This is a genomic window from Arthrobacter sp. FX8 (assembly GCF_026723805.1).
Taxonomy (GTDB): Bacteria; Actinomycetota; Actinomycetes; order Actinomycetales; family Micrococcaceae; genus Arthrobacter.
Map to the genome: position 1 here is coordinate 2,205,453 of NZ_CP113505.1, position 20,485 is coordinate 2,225,937.

12 protein-coding genes and 2 pseudogenes are annotated in these 20,485 nt (G+C 67.4%); 6 read left to right on the forward strand and 8 right to left on the reverse strand.

The window, feature by feature from the left end; all coding sequences use genetic code 11:
- Nucleotides 1-52: 52 nt before the first annotated feature.
- A complete protein-coding gene (locus OUO20_RS10085; protein ID WP_268003329.1) occupies nt 53-1,267 on the reverse strand; it encodes a YlbL family protein in 1,215 nt (404 codons plus the stop codon).
- A 136-nt stretch (nt 1,268-1,403) separates the two neighbouring features.
- Between OUO20_RS10085 and OUO20_RS10090 the strand changes: the two genes are divergently transcribed.
- Nucleotides 1,404-2,828: a zinc-dependent metalloprotease gene (locus OUO20_RS10090; RefSeq protein ID WP_223992143.1), complete on the forward strand. Its 1,425-nt coding sequence runs from the start codon at nt 1,404-1,406 to the stop codon at nt 2,826-2,828.
- Nucleotides 2,829-2,886: 58 nt separating this feature from the next.
- Here OUO20_RS10090 and OUO20_RS21505 read toward each other — a convergent pair whose 3' ends face one another.
- The 3 genes and pseudogenes from OUO20_RS21505 to nudC all read right to left on the reverse strand — a co-directional run bounded on the left by OUO20_RS21505 (nt 2,887) and on the right by nudC (nt 6,728).
- Nucleotides 2,887-3,519 (reverse strand): M48 family metallopeptidase, encoded by a 633-nt coding sequence (locus OUO20_RS21505; RefSeq protein WP_056394033.1) that lies wholly within the window; start codon nt 3,517-3,519, stop codon nt 2,887-2,889.
- A pseudogene (locus OUO20_RS10105) lies at nt 3,516-5,650 on the reverse strand (UvrD-helicase domain-containing protein). The gene OUO20_RS21505 and the pseudogene OUO20_RS10105 overlap by 4 nt, the downstream one beginning before the upstream one ends.
- Before the next feature lie 55 nt (nt 5,651-5,705).
- Complete coding sequence (gene nudC / locus OUO20_RS10110) at nt 5,706-6,728, reverse strand: NAD(+) diphosphatase (protein ID WP_018768551.1); 1,023 nt, start codon at nt 6,726-6,728, stop codon at nt 5,706-5,708.
- A gap of 143 nt (nt 6,729-6,871) precedes the next feature.
- On the opposite strand from nudC, the gene OUO20_RS10115 reads away from it, so the two are divergent.
- Nucleotides 6,872-8,131 carry a macrolide 2'-phosphotransferase gene (locus OUO20_RS10115; protein ID WP_268003331.1) on the forward strand — a complete coding sequence of 420 codons (1,260 nt, stop codon included), beginning with the start codon at nt 6,872-6,874 and terminating at the stop codon, nt 8,129-8,131.
- Between the two features lie 33 nt (nt 8,132-8,164).
- On the opposite strand, the gene OUO20_RS10120 is transcribed toward OUO20_RS10115, so the two are convergent.
- From OUO20_RS10120 to OUO20_RS10130, 3 genes are all read right to left on the reverse strand, one after another.
- Nucleotides 8,165-11,644 carry a UvrD-helicase domain-containing protein gene (locus tag OUO20_RS10120; protein WP_268003332.1) on the reverse strand — a complete coding sequence of 1,160 codons (3,480 nt, stop codon included), beginning with the start codon at nt 11,642-11,644 and terminating at the stop codon, nt 8,165-8,167.
- A complete protein-coding gene (locus tag OUO20_RS10125; protein WP_134163901.1) occupies nt 11,641-14,892 on the reverse strand; it encodes an ATP-dependent helicase in 3,252 nt (1,083 codons plus the stop codon). Before OUO20_RS10125 ends, OUO20_RS10120 begins: the two co-directional genes overlap by 4 nt.
- Before the next feature lie 122 nt (nt 14,893-15,014).
- Entirely contained in the window at nt 15,015-15,431 is a 417-nt protein-coding gene (locus OUO20_RS10130; protein WP_018768555.1) for an MGMT family protein, read from the reverse strand.
- A 63-nt stretch (nt 15,432-15,494) separates the two neighbouring features.
- Here OUO20_RS10130 and OUO20_RS10135 point away from each other — a divergent pair, with 63 nt between their 5' ends.
- The 4 genes from OUO20_RS10135 to OUO20_RS10150 all read left to right on the forward strand — a co-directional run bounded on the left by OUO20_RS10135 (nt 15,495) and on the right by OUO20_RS10150 (nt 18,999).
- Nucleotides 15,495-16,205, forward strand: coding sequence for a 3'-5' exonuclease (locus tag OUO20_RS10135; RefSeq protein WP_134163776.1), 711 nt, complete (start codon nt 15,495-15,497; stop codon nt 16,203-16,205).
- Between the two features lie 329 nt (nt 16,206-16,534).
- On the forward strand, nt 16,535-17,488 hold the full coding sequence (locus tag OUO20_RS10140; RefSeq protein WP_018768557.1) for an ABC transporter substrate-binding protein: 954 nt from the start codon (nt 16,535-16,537) through the stop codon (nt 17,486-17,488).
- Nucleotides 17,489-17,500: 12 nt separating this feature from the next.
- On the forward strand, nt 17,501-18,265 hold the full coding sequence (locus tag OUO20_RS10145; RefSeq protein WP_018768558.1) for an amino acid ABC transporter permease: 765 nt from the start codon (nt 17,501-17,503) through the stop codon (nt 18,263-18,265).
- Nucleotides 18,262-18,999: an amino acid ABC transporter ATP-binding protein gene (locus tag OUO20_RS10150; protein WP_134163775.1), complete on the forward strand. Its 738-nt coding sequence runs from the start codon at nt 18,262-18,264 to the stop codon at nt 18,997-18,999. The genes OUO20_RS10145 and OUO20_RS10150 overlap by 4 nt, the downstream gene beginning before the upstream one ends.
- 136 nt (nt 19,000-19,135) lie before the next feature.
- Here OUO20_RS10150 and hemL read toward each other — a convergent pair.
- A pseudogene (hemL, locus tag OUO20_RS10155) lies at nt 19,136-20,466 on the reverse strand (glutamate-1-semialdehyde 2,1-aminomutase).
- Nucleotides 20,467-20,485: the final 19 nt, after the last annotated feature.

Here is a 20,485-nt window from a genome sequence, read left to right on the forward strand (position 1 = left end):
GTGCCACGAGTGGCGGTAAAGCTTAGTTCCTGTGAGTCTAGTTGCGCCCAGTCTATTTGCTGGCGCAGGCCGGGAGCGCGGATGTGTCCTGGCCGCTTCCGGCCAGTTCCACGGCATGCCGGGCTTCCGAGAGGTTTTCCACGCGGACCACCTGGAGGCCGTCGGGAACGTGGCCGGCCACTTCGTTGCAGTTGCCGGCGGGCGCCAGGAAAAGGGTGGCACCGGACGAACGCGCACCCCGCATCTTTTGCCCGATGCCGCCGATGGGTCCCACCTTGCCGTCAGGCGAGATGGTGCCGGTACCCGCGATATGTTTTCCGCCGGTGAGGTCCCCCGGCGTAACCGTATCGATGATGCCCAGCGAGAACATGAGCCCGGCACTGGGCCCGCCCACCTTGTCCAGGGAGATCTGGACCTGGAAGGGGAAGCTGAAGAGGTACTTCAACATGACACCGAGGATGAAACGGCCCTGGCCGTTGTCCTTGGGCGTGACCTGGACGGTGACGGGCTGGCCGGCGCGTTCCACCGTTACCGAGACCGGGGCACCCTTGCCCGAGGCCAGCTCATCCTGGATCACACTGAGGGCGGTGATGTCCCTGCCGTTAATGGATTTGAGGATGTCCCCTTGCTGGATCCTGCCGGCGGACGCGGAATCCTTGGACAGGTCCGCGGCCTGGAGCTGTTGGCTGAAGGGAATCCCGAGTTCATTCAGGGCGGAGGCCACCGCGTTCTCCTGGGACGTGGCCATGGCCACCGCACTCTGTTCCTGGGCCTCTTCCTTCGTTGTGCCCGTGGGATAGATCAGCTCCACCGGGTACACGGCTTTGGAGTTGTCCAGCCATGCCGAGAATGCGTTGAGGATGCTGACCGGGCCATTGGGGCCGCCGTCAACGTACACGGTGGTCAGGTCGAGGCTCCCGGCAGCCGGATACGTTTCGCGGCCGCTGACGTTGATGACCGGATGTCCCTGGCTCTCCCCCAGCGTGTTGTAGGTGGGCCCGGGCGATTCAATGACATACGGCACCGGAAGCGTCCCCACGGCAATTCCCAGCCCCAACGCCGCCAGCCCGGCAACCATCATGGTGGAAAGCCGCCTGGCCGTGCCGCCGCCGTCGGACGCGCCGGGGCCGCTGCCTTCAACTGCCTGGCCGCCACCGGCCCCGGAGCCTTCGGGCGGGCTGCCGGCACCAAACGGACCGGGATTGGAGAAAGGGGGAAGATCGGGAACGTGGTCCTCTGAAGGGTGGCCGCCACGGGTTGTAGTCACCCCACCAACAGTACGCGGTGGTGGTGCGACGGGGCGCTTTGCCTAGAGCGAACGACGGCGGCGGGCGGCAGACAGCCGACCCCCACCGGGGTACCGTGAAGGTTGATCAACAGTCACACCATCGATCGGCGGGACCATGACCTCCAACCCACTCAATCCGTCCAACGGCGACGACACCCCCAAGGATCCGTTGACCGAAATGCTGCAGAACCTAATGGGCGGCAAGGGGATGGAAAACTTCGATCCCGCCGAGCTGGCCAAGGCGGCCGGCCTGCCGGACGACCCCAACCTGCTGGCCCAGATGTTCTCCCAGGTTCAGGCGATGATGAGCGCACCGTCCGAAGGGCCCGTCAACTGGACACTGGCCCACGACAATGCCCGGCGGGTTGCGGCCGGCAGCGCGGACCCGTCCGTCACTGCCCAGCAGTCCCGGGAGGTGGATGAAGCCCTCCGCCTCGCCGAGATGTGGCTGGACCCCGTCACCGACCTGCCCGCCACCGGTCTGATCGGCAAGGCATGGTCCCGCGCGGAATGGGTGGAGGCCACCCTGGGCACCTGGAAGCGGCTGACAGAACCCGTGGCCAACAGCATCGCCAATGCGCTCTCCTCCGCCATGACGGAGCAGATGCCCGAGGAAATGAAGTCCATGATGGGCGGAGCCTCCTCGATGCTGCAGAACATGGGCGGCGCCATCTTCGGTATGCAGCTGGGGCAGGCCATCGGCGCCCTGTCCAAGGACGTGGTGAGCTCCACCGACATCGGCGTCCCGCTGGCCGACCTTGAGATGGCACTCCTGCCGGCCAATGTCGCCGCGTTCGGCGAGGGCCTGTCCCTGCCCGAGAACGACATCCGGCTGTTCCTGGCCGTTCGGGAAGCCGCGCACGCCCGGCTGTTCGTACAGGTTCCCTGGCTGCGCGGACACCTGCTGGGCGCCATCGAGGCATACGCCCGCGGCATCCACATCGACACCTCACGCATCGAGGAACTCGCCCGCGACCTTGACCCCAGCAACCCGGAAGGCATCCAGGAGGCCCTGTCGCAGGGCGTGTTCATGCCACAGCGGACTCCCGCCCAGGAACAGGCACTGGAAAAGCTCGAGACCGCGCTGGCCCTTGTGGAGGGCTGGGTGGATGAACTGACCGCGGCCGCCACGGAGAAGGTCCTGCCGTCCGCCGGGGCACTGCGCGAAACAGTGCGGCGCCGGCGGGCAACGGGCGGTCCCGCCGAACACGCCTTCGCTTCACTGGTGGGACTCGAGCTGCGTCCGCGCAGGCTGCGGGACGCGGCCACCCTGTGGGCCACGTTGAAGGAGGAACGCGGGATCGAGGGCCGTGACGCCATCTGGCACCACCCCGACCTGCTGCCCACGGCCGAGGACCTGGATGATCCGAAGGGTTTCAGCTCCCGCCGCAAGCTTGCCGAGGCAAGCGACAGCGAGGTGGATGACGCGCTGCAGAAACTGCTGGACGGCGGTTTCGACGACACCTCCGGTGATCAGGGCGGCGCCGGGGACACCGGCAGCAAGGACGACGACGGCGGAACGGACCAGCCCAAGGGCTGAGACATTGCTGGCGGGCCAGGGCCTCCTGGCCCGCCAGACTTTTCGCCGGATTTGCCCGCTATTGGACTACGTCAGCGTCAAGCGGGCCGACGTCAGGCTGGTCGGCATCTTTGTCCATTCCCCGCGACGTGGCGAAGGAAACACCCTCGAGGAAGGCCTTGGCCCGCTGGGTTTCGGGGTAGGCCTCCAGCAGCTGCCAGAAGGCAGCGTTGTGTGAGGCCACCAGAAGGTGGGCCAGCTCGTGGAGCAGCACGTAGTCGATGACCCACTGGGGCATGGGCCGCAGCTTGTCAGACAGGCGGATGGTCCCCTCGGCCGGCGTGGCCGAACCCCACCGGGAATTCTGGTTGCTGACCCAACGGACGGATGTGGGCACTGACCGGCCACCGAGGTATTGCGTGGACAGCGTGGCCGCATGGGCTGCGAGGGCCTCATCTGTGGCAGGACGCCGCCGCCCGGCTGCCGCCTGCCGCTGCCCCTGCTTGTGCAGTTTGGCCAGCATTTTGTGGACCCACTCGCGCTCCTGCGCCGCAGTGAAGCGGGCCGGAATGGCAACCACCGCCGTCCCGTCTTCCCAGAACGCCGCCACCGTGCGGGTGCGCCGGGCAGAGCGCCGCACCTCCACCGGAGAACCGTTCGAGGTGGTCAGCACTGACGCCTGCCGGGCACCGCCGCTGGCTCCGCGTTTCACAGGACCGAGCTTTCGACGAGGACCCGGAGGACGTCCTCCCCGTACTTTTCCAGCTTGGATGGGCCAACGCCGGCCAGGCCCGCAAGTTCCTCCAGCGACGCCGGCCTCGCCTCCGCGATGGCAGTGAGGGTGGCGTCGGTAAAGACGACGAAGGCCGGGACGTCCGCGGATTGGGCCACCTCGCGGCGCCAGTTGCGGAGCGCATCAAAGGTCTGCTCCTCGTAGCTGGGGGGACACGCGTTGCAGCGGCCAACCTTGCGTTCCGCTCCGGTGGCAAGCATGCTCCCGCAGACCCGGCACACGGCGGGGGCGGCAGCCTTGCGGCGCGGAAGCGCGCCCTTCCCCCGGGTGCTTGAGCTTGCCACCGAGTCCGGCCGCAGGCCGTCGAGGAACCGGGACGGCTTCCGGTTGGCCCGGCCGCCGGGGGTCCTCGCGGTGCTCCACGAGAGGGAAAGGTGTTCACGGGCGCGGGTGATGCCGACATAGAGGAGGCGGCGCTCCTCATCCACCGATTCCGGTGAATCGGCGAAGGAAATGGGCATCAGGCCTTCGCTGAGCCCCACCAGGAAGACGGCATCCCATTCCAGGCCCTTGGCCGCGTGGAGCGAGGCGAGCGTAACGCCCTGCACGGTGGGCGCGTGCTGGGCGAGGGAACGCTCCTGGAGTTCGTTGACGAAATCAGCCAGGCCAAACTGGGGGCCGCGGGACTGCACCAGTTCGTCGGCGAGCGCCACCAGTGCCGCGAGGGACTCCCAGCGTTCGCGCAGGGCACCCCCGCTGTGCGGTGCCGAGTCGGTGTAGCCGAGGGAGGAGACGATGTCCCGGACCAGTTGACCCAGGGGTTCCGGTGTGTCCGATTCGGAAACCGCCCGGGTGGCGGCACGCAGCTGGAGGATCGCGTCCCTTACCTCCTTGCGGGCGAAGAAGCGCTCGCCGCCACGCAGCTGGTAGCCGATGCCTGCCGCGGCCAGCGCCTGCTCGTAAGCCTCGGACTGGCCGTTGGTACGGAAAAGGATGGCCACCTCGCTGGCTGGAGTGCCGGCGTCGAGCAGTGCCTTGATCTTCTGCGCCACCGTGGCGGCTTCAGCTTCGTCGTCCGTGCACTCGGTGAACTGGGGCGCGGGCCCGGCGGGGCGCTGCGCCACGAGCTGGAGGGGCGATGCCCACGCGGCGTCGGCGGTGGGCCCGCCGCTGCGGCGGGCGGCCAGCAGGTCATTGGCCAGTTTCACCACCTGCGGGGTGGAGCGGTAGTCCCTGATGAGCTTGACCACGTTGGCCTGGGGGTATCGGGTCTTGAAGTCCAGGAGGTGCCGGGGCGATGCGCCGGTAAAGGAATAGATGGTCTGGCTTGCGTCACCCACCACGCAGAGTTCGTCACGGCCGCCGAGCCACAGGTCCAGGAGCCGCTGCTGCAGCGGGGAGACGTCCTGGTATTCGTCCACCACAAAGTGCCGGTACTGTTCCCGGACCGTGGCGGCCACCTTCTCGTCCTCCTGCAGGATGCCCACCGTGATCAGCAGGACGTCCTCAAAGTCGATCACGTTGCGGTCCGTCTTGACGTCCTCGTAGGACTGGAAGACCCGGGCGACCGTGGTGAGGTCGAACCCCCGGGCGCGCCCCTCCCCTGGGCGTTCTCCAGGTAATTGGCCGGTGTCAGCATGGACACCTTGGCCCATTCGATTTCCGAGGCAAGGTCGCGGATGGAGGCCCGGTCCGTGCTGAGCCTGAGCCGCCGGGCGGCCTCTGCCAGCATCTGGGCCTTGTGGTCCAGCAGGTTGGGCAGTGTTCCACCCACCGCCTGGGGCCAGAAGAACTGCAGCTGGCGCAGGGCAGCGGCGTGGAAGGTACGGGCCTGCACGTTGCCGGCGCCGAGGTCCCGCAGGCGGCTGCGCATCTCTGCCGCAGCCCGGGCCGTGAACGTTACGGCGAGCAGGCGCTGCGGAGTGTAAACCCCCGAGTGCACGCCGTAGGCGATGCGGTGGGTGATGGCACGGGTCTTTCCGGTGCCCGCGCCGGCCAGGACGCACAACGGGCCATTCAAGGTGCTGGCCACCTCACGCTGTTCGGCGTCCAGTCCGCCGAGGATCCGGTCCTCCAGCGAGGCTGCTCCGTCAAAATTCTCTGTAGTCACTTCTGCTGCTTTGTTTCTCGACTACCGCGTGCTGGAGTCTGGTGGATGGAATAACTTAGGCGCCAGTGAGGTCCTGGATCCGGCCGCCGTACCAGTGCTCAATAAGCGAGCGGGCAATGGAGAGCCTGGTGGAGATGGTGATCTCCCCGCTGAGCACCGCTTCCTGGAGTTCCTCCCGGCTGAACCAGCGGGCCCTGGTGACCTCCACGCCGTCGGGCGTTGCCTGGGCGTCCTCGGTGACGGCGGTGAATCCAAGCATAAGGGAGGCGGGGAACGGCCACGACTGGGAGCCGAGGTACTGGCAGGCGGTGACCCGCACGCCCACCTCCTCCTGGATCTCGCGCACCACGGCCTCTTCAAGGGATTCGCCAGGCTCAACGAACCCGGCGAGGGTGGAGTAGTTCCGGGCGTCCACGGGGCCGCCGCCGCCCAGGAGCAGCCGGCCGTCCGGGCCGACGACAGTGACGATGATGGCGGGGTCCGTGCGGGGGAAGTGTTCGGAACTGTCCGCCGGGCACCGGCGCACCCAGCCGCCGGCCACCACTTCCGTGGGGGTGCCGCAGCGTGGGCAATGCGTGTGGGCAGCGTGCCAGTTTGCGATGGCGCTGGCTTCCACGAACAAGGCTGTGGAGGTGGCCGTCAAGCCTGCGGCGACGTCGCGGAATCCAGCCCACTCAGCATCCGCGGGGATACCGGCGGTCCCGGGTTCCGGGGGCTCAGGAAGGACGAACAGCAGCAGCTCGGTCCCGGCCGGAAGGTGTGAGGCAGGCAGCGCCGAGCCCAGGTACACCACGAGTTCCGGCGCGGCTCCTGCTGCTTTCAGCTGTGCCAGGAGTTCCCTGGCCCCGGTCAGCATCATGTCGCCGCCCTGCACCAGCCCCTGGCGCCTCGACAGGACCGCAGCCAGCGCATCCGGGCCGGACAGAAGATCATCGATCATGCCGGGCCTGGCGCGCGCGGCCGATCCGCGGTCCACCAAGGCCGGCCTTACGGGGAGCAGGGTATCCACCAGATGGTTCGCCGGCAGCCGTTCCGGCGCCGCCTGGTGGACGGGTATGACAGACTCCGCATGGCTCATGGTTCCACCGTACTGACTGCTTCCGACATTTCACATTTCGGGAGGTACCGCCCCGCCGCAGGGAAGCCCCCTATTTGCAGCTATCTCAAGACTCGCCGCGGCCGGACCGCTGTCTGGGAGGGCGGGCAATCTACCGTGGAACGGTGAGAAGAAAACCGATTGAACTGGCGGCAATAGCAACCGCGGCAGTCCCCGGACTGACCCCGACGGCCGTTAGCTCCGCGCCGGATGACCCCGCGGACTTCGATTCGGCCCTGCTCCTCGATTCCGAAGGAAAGCGCTGGCGGGTCCGGTCGCCGCGCCACGCGGAAGCCAGCGCGCGGCTGGAAACGGAATTCCTGGTACTCCGGGCTTTTGCTCCCGCCGTGCGCGCCGAACTGCCGTTCCTGATGCCGACGGTGGCCGGCAGCGTCCGGCTGGGAACGCTGACCACCTTCGTATACTCGCACCTGTCCGGCACCACACGCAGCGTCGAGGAGCTGACGTCGGGGCCTGCCGGCCTGGCCCGGGAGATCGGCTCCGCCTTGGCCGCGGTCCACGATCTGCCCCGCTCACTGGTCAGCAACGCCGACCTGCCCAGCTACACCCCCAACGAGTTCCGCCAGCGGCGGCTGAACGAACTGGACCAGGCAGCCACCACCGGCAAGATCCCGGCCGCACTGCTGCGCCGCTGGGAACACGCCATGGAGGATGTGTCCCTGTGGCGGTTCAACCCCTGCGTGGTCCACGGCGACCTGCATGAGGACAACCTGCTGGTGGAGGCGGGCAGGGTGACCGCAGTAACGGGTTGGACCGACCTGCGCATCGGGGACCCGGCCGATGACTTCGCCTGGCTGGTGGCTTCCAATGAACAGGACTTCATTGACGCCGTGCTGAAGGCGTACACATCCAGCCGACGCGACGTGCCGGACCAGCACCTCCTGCGCCGGGCCGCCCTGTCCGCCGAATTCGCCCTGGCTCAGTACCTGGTCAAGGGCCTCGCCACCGGTGACCAGGACATGGTCACCGAGGCGGAAGACATGCTGGAGAGCCTGGCCAGCGACATCGCCGAGTACGGCGGCCAGCCGATCAGCGTGGAGCCGCTTCCGGTCAAGGGCAGCCCGGACGCTGCAGGCGCATCCGTTCCCGCAGCCGCCACCGGATCCGGAACAGGCGCGGCTTCCGGGAGCGGCAGTTCCGCCGTCACTCCCGCCGTTACGGTGGTTCCGGTCCCCGCCGGGTCCACTACGCCAGCGGAGCCGGCAGTCTCCATCCAACCTGCAGTGCACGTTGCCCCCGTCCCGGCGGAGCAGCCCACTGCAGCCGGTTCCGCGGAGGCCACGGGCGCCGAAACCCCCGGAACCAAGGGTCCGGACGATACATCCACCGCCGCCATCTCGGTCATTAACGTCAAACAGGGCTGAGCCTGGCCAGGCCTGGTTACGTGGCAGTCCCACTCAAGGCCGGCTAAGCGCAGCGGCAACGATTCCTTCCAGCTCGTCGGCCGACCCCAAATCGTGCGGCCGCACCACAGCGTTGTCAGCCACGTAGAAGAATGCAGCCCGCACGTCCTCCAGGGGAACATCCTTCAGGCGTGCCCACGCCAGCCGGTACACCGCCAACTGGATCGAACGGGTCTTCAGCTGCTCCGCGGACGGCCGGCGGCCGGTTTTCCAGTCCACCAGGTCCCAGCGGCCATCGGCGTCACGGAATACGGCGTCCACCCGGCCCCGCACCACAACCTCCCCAACCCTGGTTTCCACCGGGACCTCGACGAAGGCCGGGTTCCGCTCAGCCCAAGGGGAAGCCTTGAACGTAGCCACCATCTCATCCAAATCGTAGGCAGCATCGATATGGTCGTCCGAACCGGGCGCTTCGCCGAGGTCCAGCATTCCGGCCCTGCCAAAATATTCCTCCACCCAAGCATGGAAAGCGGTGCCCTTCCGGGCCGACATGCCCGGTTCCCGGGGCACCGGCCGGCGCAGGCGCCCCAGCACCGCCTCAGGGTCATCCCCGAGGTCAACCAGGGTGGAAGCAGAGATGTGGGTAGGCAGGTGCACATCCTGCCCACTGGATCTTCTGGCCCTGCGCTCCAGCAGCAACGCGGCTTCGCGTGCCCAGCCGGCCGCTGCTCCCGTCAGGCCGGGCTGCGGCCCGGACCGCTCCGCGGGCACCAGCGCTCCCCCGCCGGTGGACAGGATGCCGAGCACCCGTTGGGCCGCCGACTCCATGGCCGTCCTTCGCCCGCTGGCCAACCGAAGGCGCTCACCGCTGCGTGGGTCCACGGGCCCTTCAAGGGGGTCGTACGGCCAGGTTGCTTCTTCTGTTTCCAGTGTCAACGGACTCTGCAGGGGCAGCGCTGCCTCCTCCAGCGACAGCGGGTGGACCACAGCCTCCCGACTTCCCGCGCCGTCAGCCGGTTGCGCCAGGACTTCCAGCTCCGCAAGGAATGGAGACATCTCCGCCCGCCCCGCCCGTGAGCCCACCCAGGCGGCACTGGACACCCACAGGACATGCTTGGCCCTGGTGTAGGCGACGTACGCCAGCCGCCGTTCCTCCGATTCGCCGTGGGCCTGCACCCCGGCCTTGTAGTCCTTCTCCGCGTCCAGCCAGCCTTTCTGGTCCGGTTGGTCGAGGTCCCACTGCGGAAGGTCGGCCCGGTCCCCGCGCAGCGGCCAGGGCAGCGCGGCGGAACCGCTGCTCCAGCGGGAGTCCCTGTCGCTGGGGAAGGCGCCGGCATTCATCCCGGGGACAAACACAACATCCCATTCCAGGCCCTTGGAAGCGTGGACCGTCAACAGCTGCACGGCCTCCCGGTTCACGTCACTGGCAGGCGCTTCCAACCCGTTTTCTTCCGCTGAAGCAGCCTCCAGCCAGGACAGGAAAGCGAGGATATCCACTCTCTGGGAGGTGCGCAGGAACCCGGCGGCGGCATCCTGGAACGCATCGAGGTTGCGGCGGGCCTGGTGGATGCTGATCCCCGGGTGCGCTGCCACTTCGATGTCCAGCAGCATGGCCCTCTCCACCTCGCCCAGGAGCGTGGTGAGGTCATCGCCGAGGTATCCGCGCAGTTGCCGCAACTCGGCAGACAGCCGGGCCAGCCTGCTGCGGGCCGCAGCGCTGAGGATGCGGCCATTCTGCGACGTCCACCCGTCACGCGGCAGGAAGTCCAGGGCCTCCACCAGGCTGGCGCCGTCGGTAAGGTCACCCTCGAGGACGGGGACGCCTGCTTCATCGCTGTCACCGTCCCGGGTGTCGGCGTCGAACTCCTGCGCAGCCCGCCCCCGCCTCCTTGCCAGCTGGCTCGACCAATCGCGCAGGGCCATGAGGTCGGCAGGACCTATCCGCCATCGGGCACCCGCGAGCAGCCGCATCAGGGCATCAGACCGCCCCGGATCGGCAAGCACGCGGAGGGTGGCCACCAGGTCAACAATCTCCGGGGTGTCCAGGAGTCCGCCAAGACCGACGATTTCGTAAGGGATCCCCCGGGCCTCGAACTGCCGCCGGACGGTTTCCATCTGGGCGCGCCTGCGGCACAGCACGGCGAGGGCCGGCGGCTCGGGCACACCGTCAGGTTTCAGTTCGAAGTCTGTCACCCGGTATTTCAGGACATCGTCAGCCAGGGCTGCAGCTTCCTCCACGTCGCTGGCGAAACGGCCCAGCACCACCGTTCCGTCCACGGCATGGGGGCTCGGCTGCAGCGGGGGCACGTCCGCAGCTGCTGCCCTGTCCCCGGCAGGTCCCTTGTGGGCCGCTGACCGGCCGAGGGATTGCGACATGACGTTTGCTGCGGCCAGGATCGACCGGCCGTTCCGCCAGGCCGTTGTGAGGTATGAGGTGGGGGCAGGCGCCCAGCCCGGTGCCTCGTCCGGTGCGCTGGTCCGGACGGGAAATTCGCGGACGAAGTGGAACAACTGGCCCGCGGAAGCGCCACGGAAACCATAGATTGACTGGTTGGGGTCCCCGACCGCTGTCACGGCGTGGCCGCCGCCGAACAGACGGGAAAACAGCACCAACTGCGCGTATGAGGTGTCCTGGAACTCGTCGAGCAGGACCACTTTGTACCGCTGGCGCTCCATCTGGGCAGCCAGCGGGACCTCCTGCGCCACCTTGGCGGCGAGGGCCACCAGGTCGCCGAAATCGAGTGCGCCGCGGGCCCGTTTGGCTGCGGCGTAGCGGCCCACCATGTCAGCGACGCTTGCCCTGGTCCGCAGCATTCCACCCAGGTCCAGTGCCGCCTTGGGCGGGTTCCTTTTCTTTCCGGCCACGTAGGGCAGTGAATCAAACTCCGAAAGGCGGGCCATGAGCCACGCTTCGACGTCCTCAGGCTCCTGAAGGTGTTCCGCGCATTCCCCCGCCAGCTGAATGACGGCCTTCACCAATGTGGACTTGGCGGCCCGGAAGTGGGCGTATTCGCCGTCGTAGGCCTCAACCACCTCACTGGCCAGCTGCCAGGCCTGCGCGCCGCCCAGCAGAACCACGTCCCGCTCCACCCCGAGCCGCAGCCCGTAGTCGGAGACGATGCCGCTGGCGAACGAATGGTAGGTGGACACTTTGGGCTCAAGGGCGTCACTGCTGCCCAGGGCCTCCGGAAAGACGCCTTTCCCGGCCTCCTTCGCCGCAAGACGCTGCAGGGCCAGGAGCTTTGACCGGATCCGGCTGGCAAGTTCGCCGGCCGCCTTCCGGGTGAAGGTCACGCCCAGGACCTCCTCAGGGGTGACCCACCCGTTGGCCACGAGCCAGACCACCCGGTCCGCCATGGTGGCGGTTTTTCCCGATCCGGCTCCCGCGATGACCAGCCGCGGAGCAAGCGGCGAGGAGATGATCGCTGATTGCTCAGGCGTTGGGGTATTTCTTTCTCCGAGCAGCGCAGACAGTTCTTCGGGGCTGAAGCGCACCGCCGGAGCGGCTTCCGCGGCTGCCGGCACCCCACTCATTCGGTCACCTGCCTTCCGCGCGCGCACAGGGGGCACACCTCAGGTAGCCGGCAGCCATGGCCGCCATGGCTGCCCTTGGCAGGGTCATGCCGTGCAACGAACTCCTTGCCGGCCATCACGGCGGCCGCCTCCTCCACCATGTCCAATGCCCAGTTCTCCTGCGGGTCGAGTGGTTCCTGCTGCTGGATGGCTGGATTGATGGCTCCAGTCCCCAGCTGTGCCAGCACGGCCCCGCCGGACCTGGGGCGGTCCCCGTCAGCGCCGGCATCGAAACCGCCCGCCAGTACTGCCGCCTGGTATGCGCCGAGCTGTGGGTGGCGGGACAGATCGTCCTTGCCTGGCTGCCGCTTCCCGGTCTTGAGGTCCACCACCACCAGCCGCCCTTCGGCGTCGATCTCCAAACGGTCCACCTGGCCGCGGAGCACCGCTTCACGCGGCGGAGCATCGTCCACTGCCACCTGACCAAGGGCCACTTCAAAGTCCTTTTCCACGCCCAGCAGGCTGCGGTTTCCGCTCCTCATCGAAAGCACGTACTGCGCAAGCTTGCGCACCATGGCTTCAGCACGCTGGAAGTCCAGCTTTCCCTCCCAGTTGTCCTTCATACCCAGCGCAGGCCAGCGCCGCACGAGTTCAGCAACGTACTCTGATCCGGACGCGTCCGGCATGTCCTGCGCGATCGCGTGCACCAGGGTGCCCAGGCTCCGGGCGAAGTCCGTTGCTGCTTCCCCGCCGGCTGCCTGGACGAACCAGTCCAACGGCGACTTTTGGACGGTCTCCACCTTTGAGGGGGAAACGGACACCGTCCCGCCGGGCGGGACCACCGCCTCCGAGGAGGTCAAAGGGGCAAGTCCCCACCAGCTGTCCGGGTGCGCTCCGGCCACGGCAGGGTCCTGCGCAGCGAGATGCGCCAGAACCCTCGCGGCTTCCGCTGCCTGGGCTGTCCCCTCCAACTGGACATGTTGCCGGAGCTCGGCGACCAGGGCGCGCAGCGTCATGGGCCGTTCCACCTGGGTGAACGCCCGCCCCTCCTCCCCCGGGTCCAGGGGCGCAACGAAGTCCAGGAAGGATGACGGCTGGCAGTCCTCCGACGAGACTGCCGTACAGACCAGCAGCTCCCGTGCCCTGGACACCGCCGTGGAGAAACTCCGGAGTTCGTCGTAGCGGATGTCCCGGAGGCGGCTCAAGGGGTCCCGCTGGAGGGCATACTCCGGACCATGTTCCACGGCATCCGCATACAGCGTGCTGCCGAGCAGTTCACCGCGGAGCCTTGTGTTGGGCCACACCCCCTCCTGCAGCCCCGCAACGATCACGACGGGCCATTCCCGCCCGGCGGCACTGGCGGGGGTCATCAACTCCACGGCATCATCCACCTGGGCGCGGGCGGCGAGGGTGTCCATGGGAAGCTCCTGGTTCAGGAGGTACTCCAGGAACTGTTCGGGGCCCGCGCCGGGCATCTGGTCCACGTAGCGCTCCGCTGTGTGGAACAGCGCCATCATGGCGTCCAGGTCGCGGTCAGCCCGGGCCCCGTGCGGGCCGCCCGACAAAGCGGTGGCCGTCCACACCGATGAGAGCCCCGTGGAGTTCCAGAGCGCCCACAGCACCGACTCGGCGTTGGCACCGGGCAGGTGGGCGGCTTCCCGCCCGGCCTGGATCATCCGGGCAGTCCGGCGGGCGGCGCGGCCCTCGATACCCAGTGCACCCAGCGCGCCGGGCTCAAGCAGTGCCTCGACCAGCAGCACATCGCTGGCGCGGCCCCCGCCGCCCAGGAGTTCCTCGCGCCGCAGCGATTGCCGGAGCCTGCGCAGTTCGATGGAGGTGGCACCACCGATGCGGGAGGTGAGAAGTGACACTGCGGCCTCGGGTGTCAGCAGCTTGGGATCCAACGCAATGGCGAAAGCATCCAGCAGGGGCCGGACAGCCACCTCGTCCCGGACCGCCGATTCGGCCACAGGCACCCGCACCGGAATGCCCTGCCCGGAGAGATAACGCTGCAACTCGCTGACCTGGCCGCCGTTGCGGACGATGACTGCAATATCCGCGAGACCGCGGTTGTGGTTGATGTGCTGGTCCAGGATCCGCTGTGCAACATACCGGAGCTCATGCACCGGAGTGGGGACCAGATGGGCCTCGACGTTCCCGGGAACGGCAGGTCCGGGGCGCGCGGGGCCTTCGGCCTGTCCAGGCCACACCGGCGGTTCAAGGCGCCGTGCCAGCTGGCCGCCTGCGCGCTGCGAAATGCGGCCCGCGACGTTTTGCCACGCCTCGGCCAGGCTGGGCGCCAGGCCGTGGGCGTGCCACAGCGGGCGCTCCAGGACAGGCGTCCGGGTTGACAGCAGCCGGGGCAGCTCCGCCACCAGGTCGGGACGGGCTCCCCGGAAACCCTGGACCACCGTGTCCGGGGACGATGTCACGTAGCAGTCCTTGCCGGCGGCGATATCTGCCAGCAGCTCAAAGATAGCGGGGTTTGCTTCCTGGATATCGTCCACCAGGACAACCTGCAGCCGGGCACGTTCCGCGGCGAGGAAATCCGGGGCGTCCTGGAAGATCTGCCGGGCGGCCGTGATGATCCCGGCGGGATCGAAGGCCTCGGGCATCCGCAGGTCAAGGACGTCGCGGTACTCGGCATACAGCGCAGCTGCGGCTTTCCAATCGGGCCGGTTGCATTCATCCGCCAACCGGACAAGGTCCCCGGCCGTGCGGCCGGATTCGATGATGCGGTCAAAGAGCTGCCGCACTTCCTGGCGGAAGCCGCGGGTTTCCAGTGCCCCCTCAAGATCGGCGGGCCAGGGCAGTTCAAGGCCGGGAAGCCTGTGGCCTTCGAGGAGTTCCCTGATGATGAGGTCCTGTTCCGGGCCGGACAGCAGCCGTGGCGGCCTGGAAAGCGGGATGACGCCCTCGGCCTTGGCACGGCGGATCAGGTCGAAGGCGTAGGAGGCCCACGTCCTGGCGGGGGTGGTGCTGAGGCTCCTGTCCAGCCGGGCGGTAAAACGGTCGCGCAGGAAATCGGCAGCGAGGCGGGTGGGCGCGAGAATCAGCATGCGCTCGGGGTCGACGCCGTCACGGAAGACCCGCTGGACGGCGGCCTCGACCAGGACGGTGGTTTTTCCCGTGCCCGGTGCGCCCGGGACCAGGACGGGCCCGGAACCCTGTGCCACGTCAACTGCGGCCTGCTGGTCCGGCGTGAGCCGGAGGGCTTCCACGTGCACCCGTCGCGGGGGCAGCAACCGGAGGGCAGGGACAGCAGGCAGGCCACTGCCGCTGTCCGGGGTCCCTGCGTCGGGAAAAGCCTGCTCCTGCCCCGTGTGGGGCTGGCCTGCCCCCGGCGCCTGCCGGTGCGGGTCCCAGGGGCCGGTCAAAGGAATTGTTACGGTCACAAAATCATTCCATCATCAGCCACCGACAATCTGTGGAGGCTGCGCTCAAGTTGCCCGGCAATTGCGTCGATACTGTCAAAATCACTCTCCGTGGGTGCCCAGCGGGCGGCCGCCAGGTCAACCCGCCACCGGCCCTCCCCGGTCCGGAGGTACGAACTGAAGTCGCCAAGGAGCGCGGTGCCCTCTTCAAGGTAAAGGAGGAGGGCCTCGGCCTCATGCCCCTCGGGCGCGTGGCCGCTGGCCTTCAGGACGCGCCACCAGGGAACGCCGCCGCCATGGTGGCTCATGACGGAACCGATCTGGCGCGGTCCGCCCGAACCCAGGAGCTCGGCCACATCCCCGTACGACACTGCGGACCCTGGCGGTACCAGCCTTACGACGGCAAGGACCGCTTGGACGTACTCATTCCGCATTGATCCAATCTAGCCGCAGTGGCGTTCCACGGATTTGTCAGTGGGTCCCTTTAGCGTTGAAGCATGAGTTCCTGGAACACCCTTCCCCGCGCAGCCTTCGACCTGGAAACCACCGGCCGCAATTCGCGGGCGGCAAGAATCGTCACCGCATCAATCACCGTGGTGGACCACCAAGGCCAGATCATCAAGGAACACGAGTGGCTGGCTGATCCCGGCGTGGAAATCCCCACCGAGGCAAGTGACGTCCACGGCATCACCACCGAACAGGCCAGGCGGGACGGCCGCCCGGCGCACGAGGTCACCCGTGAAGTCGCCGCGGTGCTCCAGGAGCTCTTCGATTCCGCCATCCCGGTGATCGCGTTCAACGCGAGCTACGATTTCACGGTCCTTGCCGCTGAATCCGCCCGCTATGGGATTCCCCAGCTCAGCCGCTTCCCGGTCCTTGACCCCTACATCATGAACAAGCAGGTTGACCGGTTCCGCAAGGGCAAGCGCACGCTCACCGCATTGTGCGAGGAGTACGGCGTGGTCCTGGACAATGCCCACACTTCGGCCGCGGATGCGCTTGCCACCCTGCGGGTCCTCGATGCGATGGCGGGCAAGTTCCCCAAGCTGGTGATGCCGGCAAGCCAGCTGCACCAACTGCAGGTGGACTGGGCGGTCAGCCAGGCGGCGGACTTCCAGGGGTACCTCCGAAAGACAAAGCCGGCCGCCGTGATCGAGGGTGACTGGCCGGTGCTGCCGCCGCAGGATGCAACCGCAGGTGGCTTCTAGGCGCAGCCGCGCCACTCCAAACTGGGAGGCATGTCACAGTCATGCTGCTTCACAAACCGGGGAGTCTCTGCACCTGCATCCTTCACCGGAAGAGGGTAACCGCGCGCAAGCTGCTCCAACTTCCTCATAAAGGGCAGAATTTCATTTGGCAGAACCGAGATTGGGCTCGCGCTTCTTCGGCAAGGACCCTCACTTCACGCTAGTGAGACAATAAAGTTTTGCGGTCACCCCTGCCCGGGACGGCTCGACCAGCACCGGGCAGGTGCCAGGCGCCACAGCGCTGCCTTGCGGCCCGGTCGACTTATGACTCATATGAAAGTGACAACCTGATGAAAATCAAAGCGATGAAGTGGCTCACTACCGCTCCCGTTGCACTTGCCCTCGCGGTTTCCCTCGCAGCCTGCGGCGGCGGGTCTTCCCAGCCCAGCGGCACCCCCACCGATGCCCTCGCCGGCAGCGACCAGCAGACGCTGGACAAGTACACCACCGCCAACGTCACCCCGGTGGACAAGATCGACAAGACCAAGCTGGGCCTCATCACCGAGGGCACCCTGCGCGTGGGAACCCTCTCGGACGCCCCGCCCAACATCTTCATCGACCCTTCGGGCAAGTTCACCGGCTACGACAACGAGCTGCTGCGCGCCATTGCCGACAAGCTGGGCCTCAAGGTTGAGTTCGCCTCCACCGACTTCTCGGCCCTGCTGTCCCAGGTGGCCAACAAGCAGTTCGACGTCGGATCCTCCTCGATCTCCACCACCGACGCCCGCCGCAAGACCGTTGGCTTCACCAACGGCTACGACTTCGGCTACATGGCTGTGGTGACCAAGAACGGCTCCAAGGTCAACGGCTTCGCCGACCTCAAGGAAGGCGTCCGGATCGGCGTCGTCCAGGGCACCGTCCAGGACGACTACGTCACCAACACCCTCAAGCTGGAGCCGGTCCGTTTCCCGGACTACAACACCGTGTACGGCAACGTGAAGAACGGCCAGATTGACGCCTGGGTGGCACCCTCCCAGCAGGCAACCGGTCAGGTCAAGGAAGGCGACAACACCAAGATCGCCGAGAAGGTTGTGAACACCCAGAACTTCACCGCCTACGCCGTCAACAAGGACAACCAGCCCCTGATCGACGCCCTGAACTCCGGCCTGGACGCGGTCATCGCGGACGGTACCTGGGCCAAGCTGACGTCCGAGTGGTACAAGGACCGCCCCACCGCCGCTGAACAGACCCCGCAGGGCTGGAAGCCGGGCAGCAAGGCCGTCCAGATCCCGGCCGCCAAGTAACCAGGGCGTTCCATGGATATCCTCAAGCAACTCGCTGACACCTTCCTTGACTGGAAGGCGATGGGCGAAGTCATCCCCAAGATGTTCGCCGTCGGCCTGCCGAATACCCTCGTGCTGGCCATCATCTCGGGCATCATCGGGACAGCCCTGGGGATGCTGCTCGCCCTGATGGGGATCTCCCGGAACGCAGCAGCGCGCTGGGTCGCGCGGATCTACACGGACATCCTGCGCGGCCTCCCGCCGGTCCTGACCATCCTGGTCATCGGCTTCGGGTTCGGGCCGATCGTCCGCGAATTCACGGGTTCCACGAGCCCCTACCCGATGGCTGTCGCGGCGCTTTCGCTGATGTCCGGCGCCTACATCGGCGAGATCTTCCGCTCCGGCATCCAGAGCGTCGACAAGGGACAACTCGAGGCTTCCCGCGCCCTGGGGTTCGGCTACGGTGCGTCCATGCGCCTTGTAGTGGTGCCCCAGGGCATCCGGCGGGTGCTTCCGGCCCTGGTCAACCAGTTCATTGCGCTGATCAAGGAATCATCCCTTGTCTTCCTCCTGGGACTGCTGGCAAGTGAGCGCGAGATCTTCCAGATCGGCAAGGATGCGGCGGCCACCACCGGCAACCTGTCGCCCTACGTGGCGGCAGCCGTCTTCTACCTGGCGCTGACCATCCCGCTGACCCACTTCGTGAACTGGATCGATGCCCGGCTGCGCACCGGCAGGCCCGAAAAGAAAGAACCGGACGAGGCCGCAGCGGTCGTTGGAAAGGGAGCCCAGGCATGAGCGAATTTGCGTCGGGAACACTGAGCGCCAAGAACATCCACCTTTCCTTCGGCAGCAACCACGTCCTGCGGGGCATCGACCTGCACGTTCCCCAGGGCACCACGGCGTCCGTCATTGGACCGTCGGGTTCGGGCAAGTCCACGCTGTTGCGCGTCATGAACCGCCTGATCGAACCGGACCAGGGGGACATCCTGCTGGACGGGCGGTCAGTCCTGAAGGACAACCCGGACGAGCTGCGCCGCCGGATCGGCATGGTGTTCCAGCAGTTCAACCTGTTCCCGCACAAGACGGTGGAGGAAAACGTTTCACTGGCCCTGCGGAAGCTGCGCAAGCTCTCCAAGGAGGAGGCGCGCAGTGAGGCACTGGAGCAGTTGGACCTGGTGGGCCTGAGGCATAAGGCCGAATCCCGCCCGGCCAACCTCTCCGGCGGCCAGCAGCAGCGCGTGGCCATCGCCCGTGCGCTGGCCATGAAGCCGGAGGTCATGTTCTTCGACGAGGCAACCTCTGCCCTGGACCCGGAGCTGGTCAAGGGCGTGCTGTCGCTGATGGCGGACCTCGCCAAGGGCGGCATGACCATGGTGGTGGTAACCCACGAAATGGGCTTCTCCCGCAACGTGTCCGACGCCGTGACGTTCATGGACGCCGGTGTTGTGGTGGAGTCCGGTCCGCCGGAGCAGCTCTTCACCGACCCGAAGACGGACCGGCTCAAGGGCTTCCTCTCGGACGTCCTCTAGGGCCGAAGGCACGCACAGACAGAAAATCCCCGCTTCCCGGACTTTCCCCTCGCATGCAGTGGGATTTGTCCGGAAGGCGGGGATTTTTCGTCCCGGCGGCAGGTTCACGACGCCGGGACGCGCCTTTTCGCTGTTCCTACCCCTGGGCGGCGGCTGCGGCCCTGGCTGCCGCGGGAAGGGCGTCGTAGATCCGGTTCATGGCATCATCGTCGTGCGCGGCGGAGAGGAACCAGGCCTCGAAGACCGACGGCGGCAGGTATACGCCGGACTCCAGCATGGAGTGGAAGAACGGCGCGTAGCGGAACGCCTCCTGGGCCTGGGCGTCGGCGTAGTTGTGGACGCCGTGGGCCGAGGTTCCGAAGGCCACCGAGAACAGGTTGCCGGCGAACTGGATGGAGTGGTCCACCCCGGCGGCATCCAGGGCGTTGGACAGCGCGGAGGACAGTTCGAGGGACCGGACGTCGATGAAGGCATAAACGTCCCGCGTGGCGTGCGTCAGGGTTGCCACCCCTGCCGCCATGGCCACCGGGTTCCCGGAAAGCGTTCCGGCCTGGTAGACCGGGCCGGTGGGGGCCAGGTAGTCCATGACGTCGGCACGTCCGCCCAGTGCCGCCGTCGGCATTCCGCCGCCGATGACCTTGCCGAAGGTGAGCAGGTCCGGAGTCCAGGGGTCCTCGGCATCCGGCGCGCCTCCGGTGAGGCCCCAGTAGCCGGAGTAGCCGGTGCGGAAACCGGTCAGGACCTCGTCGACGATGAGCAGCGCGCCATGCTCGCGGGTGATCCGGGAAAGCCCTGCATTGAACCCTTCGGCGGGGGTGACCACACCCATGTTGGCGGGCGCCGCTTCGGTGATGACGGCCGCGATATTGGATCCGTGCGTGGCGAAGGCTTCCTTGACGGCCTGGAGGTCGTTGTAGGGCAGCACCAGGGTTTCGGCGGCGGTGGCTTCCGTGACGCCGGCGGAACCGGGCAGGGCGAGGGTTGCCACGCCGGAGCCTGCAGCGGCCAGGAGTCCATCGAGGTGGCCGTGGTAGCAGCCGGCGAACTTGATGATGAGGTTGCGGCCGGTGAACCCGCGGGCCAGCCGGACCGCCGTCATGGTGGCTTCGGTGCCGGTGGAGACCATGCGGAGGCGCTCGACGGCGGGGACGCGCTCCTTCACGATTTCGGCCAGGTTCGCTTCGTCCGGGGTGGAAGCGCCGAAGGAGAGGCCGCGGTCGACGGCGGCGTGGACGGCATCCAGCACGGCCGGGTGGGCGTGCCCCAGCAGCGCCGGGCCCCAGGAGCAGACCAGGTCCACGTATCCTTGCCGTCGGCGTCGGTCAGGTAGGGCCCCTTGGCGGAGACCATGAAGCGCGGCGTCCCGCCGACGGAGCCGAAGGCCCGGACCGGCGAATTGACTCCGCCCGGCATCAGCTGGCGGGCGCGGTCGAAGAGTGCCTCGTTGCGAGGATTGCTGGAAGTCATGGTTTCTATTCTCTCAGTT